General features: G+C 67.0%; 8 protein-coding genes. 6 read left to right on the top strand and 2 right to left on the bottom strand.

The genetic code is table 11. From position 1 onward, the window contains the following. Position 1: 1 nt before the first annotated feature. On the bottom strand, positions 2-1,045 hold the full coding sequence (locus tag AB7O82_RS36105; RefSeq protein ID WP_428553063.1) for a threonine aldolase family protein: 1,044 nt from the start codon (positions 1,043-1,045) through the stop codon (positions 2-4). A 54-nt stretch (positions 1,046-1,099) separates the two neighbouring features. Between AB7O82_RS36105 and AB7O82_RS36100 the strand changes: the two genes are divergently transcribed. The 4 genes from AB7O82_RS36100 (at position 1,100) to AB7O82_RS36085 (ending at position 4,529) form a co-directional block, all read left to right on the top strand. After that, on the top strand, positions 1,100-1,930 hold the full coding sequence (locus tag AB7O82_RS36100; RefSeq protein WP_428621683.1) for an enoyl-CoA hydratase/isomerase family protein: 831 nt from the start codon (positions 1,100-1,102) through the stop codon (positions 1,928-1,930). Positions 1,931-2,121: 191 nt separating this feature from the next. Continuing rightward, the gene (locus AB7O82_RS36095; RefSeq protein WP_428553057.1) at positions 2,122-3,357 is read left to right on the top strand and encodes an LLM class flavin-dependent oxidoreductase; all 1,236 of its coding nucleotides are present in this window, start codon (positions 2,122-2,124) and stop codon (positions 3,355-3,357) included. After that, the gene (locus AB7O82_RS36090) at positions 3,354-4,136 is read left to right on the top strand and encodes an alpha/beta fold hydrolase (RefSeq protein ID WP_428621681.1); all 783 of its coding nucleotides are present in this window, start codon (positions 3,354-3,356) and stop codon (positions 4,134-4,136) included. Before AB7O82_RS36095 ends, AB7O82_RS36090 begins: the two co-directional genes overlap by 4 nt. Positions 4,137-4,151: 15 nt before the next feature. After that, positions 4,152-4,529 carry a hypothetical protein gene (locus tag AB7O82_RS36085; RefSeq protein ID WP_428553051.1) on the top strand — a complete coding sequence of 126 codons (378 nt, stop codon included), beginning with the start codon at positions 4,152-4,154 and terminating at the stop codon, positions 4,527-4,529. 29 nt (positions 4,530-4,558) lie between these two features. On the opposite strand, the gene AB7O82_RS36080 is transcribed toward AB7O82_RS36085, so the two are convergent. Further along, positions 4,559-5,566, bottom strand: a complete 1,008-nt coding sequence (locus AB7O82_RS36080) for an NADPH:quinone oxidoreductase family protein (protein WP_428553048.1) — start codon at positions 5,564-5,566, stop codon at positions 4,559-4,561. A gap of 154 nt (positions 5,567-5,720) precedes the next feature. Between AB7O82_RS36080 and AB7O82_RS36075 the strand changes: the two genes are divergently transcribed. After that, entirely contained in the window at positions 5,721-5,942 is a 222-nt protein-coding gene (locus AB7O82_RS36075; RefSeq protein WP_428553045.1) for a hypothetical protein, read from the top strand. Beyond that, the coding region (locus AB7O82_RS36070) for an ABC transporter substrate-binding protein (RefSeq protein ID WP_428621679.1) at positions 5,939-6,834 on the top strand (896 nt) is incomplete at its 3' end. The genes AB7O82_RS36075 and AB7O82_RS36070, both read left to right, overlap by 4 nt.

Genomic DNA, 6,834 nt, shown 5'->3' with positions numbered 1-6,834 from the left:
ATCAGGCCGCCAGGGCGTCGCTGATCACCTTGAGCGCAGTGTCGATGTCCTTGCGGTTGACGTCGAGATGGGTGACGGCGCGGATGCGCGTGGCGGTGTTGGCGCCGATGCCGACGCCGCGCTCGCGGCAGGCCTCGACCAGCCGCGCCGAGGTCCACCCGGGCTTGGTGATCTCGAAGAACACCAGGTTGGTCTGCATGCGCGGCACGTCGATATCGATGCCCTTGATGTTGGCGAGGCCTTCCGACAGATGGCGCGCGTTGTCGTGATCCTCGGCCAGGCGGTCCCAGTTGTGGTCGAGCGCATAGAGCGCCGCCGCAGCGATGACTCCGGACTGGCGCATCGAGCCGCCCAGCATCTGCTTCTGCCGCCACGCCTCCTTGATGAGGTCCTTCGGGCCGGCGAGGCTGGCGCCGACCGGCGCGCCCAGGCCCTTGGTGTAGTCGAGCCACAGCGTGTCGACGCAGGCGGCGTAGTCGCGGGCCCTGGTGCCGGACTTCACCGAGGCATTGCACAGCCGCGCGCCGTCCATGTGCAGCGCGACGCCGGCGGCGCGGGCGACGTCGGCGACGCCCTGCATGGTCGCCAGCGGCCACACCGTGCCGAAGCCGCCGTTCGACGTGTTCTCGATCGACACCATGCGCGATCGCGGGTGGTTGCGGGTGTCGGGATCGCGCAGCGCCGCCTTGACCTGCTCGCCGGTGAAGATGCCGGACGGGCCGTCGATCGGGCGGATCATGACTCCGGAGTTGGCGGCGGGGCCGCCGGACTCGGCGTTGATGATGTGCGCGGTGCGGTCGGCGATCACCTCGTCGCCCAGCCGGCAATGGACGCGGATGGCGATCTGGTTGGCCATCGTGCCGCTCGGCAGGAAGACCGAGTCCTCCTTGCCCAGAAGCTCGCAGATGCGATCGCGCAAGCGGTTGACGGTGGGATCCTCCATCTTCTGCTCGTCGCCGACCTCGGCGTCGGCCATTGCCTTTCGCATGCCGGGCGAGGGCTTGGTCTTGGTGTCGCTGTAGAGATCGATGAATCGGTTTTGCATGGCGTGTCGGGTTCTCCTGCGCCACCATAGCGGCATTCGCCAAGGGGAGGAAACATGAGCCAGTTTGCGGCCCAGCCCGCAGCTTCGGTAATACCGGAGGAACTGCTCTATGGTGTCGACGGGGCGATCGCCACCATAACCCTCAATGCGCCGCAGCGCATGAACACGATTTCCGGTCCGATGCTCAGGCAGCTCACCGAGGCGCTGGTGCGGGCCAACGAGGACCGCGCGGTGCGGGTGGTGATCCTGACCGGCAACGGGCGCGCCTTCTGCGCCGGACTGAATCTCGAGGCCCAGAGCAGGGGCACCGACAATCTCAGCGTCGGCTCGGGCGCGTCACCCACCAACATCGACCTGCGCAATACGCCGCCGCCGGTGCTGCACGCCATGGACAAACCGGTGATCGCCGCGCTGAACGGCGGGGCGGCAGGCTACGGCCTCGACCTGGCGCTGGGCGCCGACATCCGCGTGATGGCGCAGTCGGCCAAGCTCGCCGCGTCCTACGCCAGGCGCGGCGTGCTGCCGGAGTCGGGCGGCACCTGGTACCTGCCGCGCCTGCTCGGTTGGGCCAAGGCGGCCGAGCTGATCTTCACCGGACGGACGCTGACGGCCGCGCAGTCGCTCGAGATGGGCCTGGTCAACAAGGTCGCGCCCGACGCCGAGGTGATGGGCGCAGCGCGCGCACTCGCCCTCGAGATCGCCGCCAATGCGCCGCTCGCCATCCAGGCGGCCAAGCGCATGATGCGCATGGCATGGAACGAGCCGTTCAACGAGCACGTCCACCATGTCTTCCTGCAGCTCCTGCCGTTGATGCAGACCGAGGACATGAAGGAGGGCATCAAGGCCTTCCTCGATAAGCGTGAGCCGCGCTTCGAGGGGCGGTAGTGCATACGACACTCATTTCCCTCCCCAGCTTCGCTGGGGAGTTGTCGCCGTCATACGGCGACGGAGGGGTCATGAGCCTCAGACTGAGGCCTATGACCCCTCCGTCAGCGATGACGCGGACACCTCCCCAGCGAAGCTGGGGAGGCGTGTGAGAAGACCACGGCCGATAGCGAACACCTAGGGAGCACCCCATGAAGTTCACTTGGTTCCATCTCATGCCGTGGCCGCACATGCCGGACGACTTCCGCGAGAAGCACCGGTCGGTGTGGGTCGATCTGCCCAATCGGATGTACGAGCCGGAGGTCGGCCACGGCGTCTATCACCAGTATCTCGACCAGCTCGAGTTCGCCGAGAGCGTGGGCTTCGACGGCATCGGCGTGAACGAGCATCACGCCAACGCCTACGGCCTGATGCCGTCACCCAACATCATGGCGGCGACCCTGACGCGGCGCACCTCGAAGTCGGCGCTGGTCGTGCTAGGCAACTCGATCGCGCTCTACAACCCGCCGCTGCGCGTGGCCGAGGAGATGGCCATGCTCGACGTGCTGTCGGGCGGCCGGCTGGTGGCGGGCTTCCCGGTCGGCACCTCGATGGACACCAACTACGCCTACGGCACCATCCCGGCCCTGACGCGCGAGAAATACGCCGAGGCGCACGACCTGATCCGCAAGGCGTGGGCGGCCGACGAGCCGTTCGCCTTCAATGGCCGCTACACCAAACTTCGCTACGTCAATTGCTGGCCCAAGCCGATCCAGCGGCCGGCGCCGCCCGTCTTCATTCCCGGCGGCGGCTCGGTCGAGACCTACGATTTCTGCCTCGACAACACCTATTCCTATTCGTACCTCAGCTACTCAGGCTACCTACGCGCCAAGCTCTTGATGGAAGGCTACTGGAAGCGGGTGGCCGAGCGCGGCGTCGACGAATCGCCCTATCGCGCCGGCTTCGCCCAGGTGATCTGCGTCGCCGACACCGATGCCGAGGCCGAGCGCCTCTACGGGCCGCACATCAACTATTTCTACAACAGGTGCCTGCACGTCTATCCGGGCTTCGCCGACGCGCCGGGCTATCGCACGGTCAAGACCATCCAGACCGGCGCGCTGTCGCAATTCACCGCGGCCTCGGCGCGCAACTACATCACCATGTCGTGGAAGGACCTGACCGAGAACCGCTACGTCGTCGCCGGCTCGCCCGAGACCGTGCGCCAGCAGATGGAGGAGCTGATCAAGACCCTGCGCGTCGGCAACATCTTCTGCCTCATGCATGTCGGCAACATGCCCGACGACAAGGTGCGCCATTCGACCCGCCTGTTCGCCGAGAAGGTGATGCCCCACCTGCGCCATCTGTGGCCGGAGTGGAACAACCATGACGACCGCTTCTGGATCCATCCCATGCACCAGCCCGTAGCCCTGCGGACGGCCGCCGAATGACGTCGCGTCTCATCACGCTCGAACCGTCGGGCCGCCGCATCGAGATCGTCGAGGCCGGCGCCGGCCGCGACCTCCTGTTCCTGCACGGCGCCGGCGGCCACATGCCGGCCGATACGCTGATCGCGGCACTCGCCAGCCACTACCGCGTCGTGGCGCCGCTGCTGCCGGGCTACGGCCAGTCGGCCGGCGAGGACGATCTGCGCGACATGCTCGACGTGACTCTGCACACGCTCGACGTCCTGCACGCCCTCGAGCTCGAGCAGCCGATCGTCGTCGGCCATTCGATGGGCGGCATGATCGCGGCCGAGATGGCGGCGATCGCCCGCACCGAGGTCTGCCGCCTGTGCCTGCTGGCGCCCGCCGGCCTGTGGATCGACGATCATCCCGTGGTCGACATCTTCACCAAGCTGCCCTACGAGCTGCCCGGCCTGCTGTTCCATGATGCCGAGGCCGGCAAGAAGCTGCTGGCCTCCGGCGGCAACATGGACGATCCGGAATTCCTGAAGCAGTTCCTGGTCATGAATGCCCGCCGGCTGGGCATGGCCGGCAAGCTGCTTTTTCCCATCCCCGACCGGGGATTGGGACAGCGACTCTACCGTATAACCGCCGACACCCTGATCGTCTGGGGCAACGAGGACGTGCTGATCCCGCCGGTCTACGGAGACGCCTTCAAAAAGGCGATTTCCGGCTCGAAATTGGTTAAGGTCTCCGGCGCCGGCCATGCGGTGGGCCAGGAAAAGCCGCAGGCCGTGCTCGAGGCGATCAAGGCTCATTTCTGACGGGAGAAGATTTCGATGATGAAGGTTGTGGCTTTCGCTGGCGCGGCGGTCGGCTTGCTGCTCGGCGCGACCGCGCAGGCACAGGCGCCGAAGGCGGTCTACACGTGGACTGGCTATGGCGTGAACGTCCCGGGCAGCTCGAAGTGCCCGACCTACAAGATGACGATCGACGTGACGGTCGAGGGCGACCAGGTGAAGGGCCTGTTCCAGCAGGAGGGCCGCCCGCAGCGCCATTTCGAGACCACGCTCGGCAAGAACGGCGCCATCAAGACGGCGGCGACGGTCGGCGGCGGCGGCATCATGGACGTGATCGGCCAGATCAAGGAAGGCGATTCCAAGATCAAGCTCGACGGCTACTGCAAGTTCGAAGGAGCCCTGACCAAGAAGCAGTAGCCGGGAAACCGGCAGCCCGAAAACCGGGACTAGTCCATCACCACGGCCACGCGGCCGGTGACACCGCGTTCGAGAAGCGCCCGCATGGCCTGGGGCGCTTCTTTCAGTTTGAAGGTCCGATCGACATGCGGCCGGCACTGGCCGGTCTCGCACCAGCCGCGGATGCGCTCCATGAGCGCGAAGGTGCGATCGGCTTCCTCGAAGCGCGCATCGTGCGGGCTCCAGCCGACGTAGTAGCCGTAGTTGAATCCGGTCACGGCGATGGTCTTGACCAGCAGGATATTGGCCGGGATCTGCGGGATGGTGCCGCCGGCAAAGCCGATCGGGCAGATGCGGCTCTCGACCGCCATGCAGCGCAGCGACTGGGCGAAGACGTCGCCGCCCACCGGATCGTAGACACGGTCGACGCCGCGGCCGTTCGTCAGCTTCAGCACCTCGTCGCGGAAATCGCTCGCCGTGTAGTCGATCACGTGGTCGGCGCCGCGCGCCCGCGCGAACGCGACCTTACGTGGCCCGCCGGCGGTGGCGATCACGGTGGCGCCCAGGACCTTGCCGATCTCGACCGCCGCCATGCCGACGCCGCCGGCCGCCGCGTGGACGAGCAGCGTGTGGCCCTTCCGGACGTCGAGCACGGCTGGCCAGGTGAGCGCGCCGGCCGACGTCGGGTAGGAGATGGCGAGCTGGATCGCCTCGACGAAGCCCACGGTGCGCGGCTTGGGAAAGACATTGACCTCATGGGCGACGGCTTCCTCGGCGAGCCCGCCCCAGTCGAGCACCGCCACGACCTCGTCGCCGACGCGGAGTCGCCGGCAGGCCGGGTCGACCTCGACCACCGTGCCCGAGACTTCGGTGCCCGGCGCAAACGGGAAGGGCGGCCGCCGCTGGTACTTGCCGGCGATCACCAGGGTGGTGGCGAAGCTGACGCCCGCCGCCTGGACCCTGATCCTGACTTGGCCAGCCCCGAGCGGCGCCGGCTCGATCTCCTCGAACGCCAGATCCTCGGGCTCGCCCCAGCGGCGGCAGACCATCGCCTTCATGCACCACGCTCCCTCACTGCTCGCGCGGCAGAGTAGTGGAGAAGAGCCACAAAGCACACGAGCGCCGGCCATGGTTCTCGCAGGTCTGCTGCAAAGCCGTCGCGCCCTCGTGTGTTATCATATAGGTTGTGGAGCTCGACCCATTGGGGGGTGGATGAGACGGCGCGCGCTGACTGCGACGATTGCTGGATTTGCCCTTTTGCCGCCTGGCGCCCATGCGCAGCAGAAGGCGCTTCCCGTGATCGGGTTGCTCGCCGCCGGCGGATCACGTGGCCTGATCCCGACCGAGTTGACCATCAATCTTAAAACCGCCCGGGCGCTGGAACTCACAATCGTGCCACCGCTGCTTGCCCGCGCCGACGAGGTGATCGAATGAGGCGGCGGCGGTTTTCTCGCCTTGTCGGCGCTCTCGTCGGGTCGAATCCGCTTCTCGCATTTGGCCAATCGAACGACAAGCCGACCGTCGGCGTGCTGGGCTATGCGAGCGAGGCGGCGTCCCGGCCGTACATGCAGGGGCTCCGTGACGGGCTGGGCAAGTATGCCCTGATCGAGGGCAGCACGATGCGGCTTGTCGCTCGTTATGCCGCCGCCAAACCGGAGCGGCTGGCCGATCTGGCCCGTGAACTCGCAACCGAGGGCAGCCGTGTGATCGTCACCGCCGGCACCACGGCAGTGAAGGCTGCCCACCTCTCGGTGCCGGACCTGCCCATTGTCATGGCGGGCAGTGCCGACCCCGAGCTGATGGGATTTGCCCGCAGCTTGGCGCGGCCAGGCGGCCGAATCACCGGCATCTCGATCCGGGGCGTCGAGCTTCTCGGCAAACAGCTTCAACTCCTCAAGGAGGCAGTGCCCGCAGCGCGGACGTTCGCGGCATTCCTCCACGCGGCAAATCCAGGCAACCCCGAGTTTCGCAAGGCATTCGGCGATATCAGCCAGGCTCTGGGCGTTCGCATCGACGTGAGGGACATTCACGCCGTGGAGGAGTTCCCCGCCGCCTTCGATTGGGCCGTCCGGCAGTCGGCGGATGGCGCCCTGGTGCTGCAGGACCCCTCCTTTGTCACCCATCGCGAGGCCATTTTCCGTCTTGCCCTCGAGCGCCGGTTGCCGACCGTGACCGGAAGCGCGCAGTTGGCGCAGGGTGGCGCCCTCCTGGCCTATGCGCTGGATTTTGAGGACGTGTGGCGCCAGTCCGCGCGTTACGTGAGCGAGATCCTGCGCGGAGCCGATCCAGCGCTGCTGCCCATCGAGCAGGCGACCGCATACCAGCT

Source organism: Reyranella sp. (genome assembly GCF_050185545.1).
Lineage (GTDB): Bacteria > Pseudomonadota > Alphaproteobacteria > Reyranellales > Reyranellaceae > Reyranella.
The sequence above is the reverse complement of the archived record's forward strand: the minus strand, read 5'-3'. Positions and strand labels throughout refer to the sequence as shown.

Excerpts from the sequence above, each read along its gene's own strand:
- AB7O82_RS36105 (WP_428553063.1), bottom strand. The coding sequence starts at position 1,045 with ATGCAAAACCGATTCATCGATCTCTACAGCGACACCAAGACCAAGCCC.
- AB7O82_RS36100 (WP_428621683.1), top strand. The coding sequence starts at position 1,100 with ATGAGCCAGTTTGCGGCCCAGCCCGCAGCTTCGGTAATACCGGAGGAA.
- AB7O82_RS36095 (WP_428553057.1), top strand. The coding sequence starts at position 2,122 with ATGAAGTTCACTTGGTTCCATCTCATGCCGTGGCCGCACATGCCGGAC.
- AB7O82_RS36090 (WP_428621681.1), top strand. The coding sequence starts at position 3,354 with ATGACGTCGCGTCTCATCACGCTCGAACCGTCGGGCCGCCGCATCGAG.
- AB7O82_RS36085 (WP_428553051.1), top strand. The coding sequence starts at position 4,152 with ATGATGAAGGTTGTGGCTTTCGCTGGCGCGGCGGTCGGCTTGCTGCTC.
- AB7O82_RS36080 (WP_428553048.1), bottom strand. The coding sequence starts at position 5,566 with ATGAAGGCGATGGTCTGCCGCCGCTGGGGCGAGCCCGAGGATCTGGCG.
- AB7O82_RS36075 (WP_428553045.1), top strand. The coding sequence starts at position 5,721 with ATGAGACGGCGCGCGCTGACTGCGACGATTGCTGGATTTGCCCTTTTG.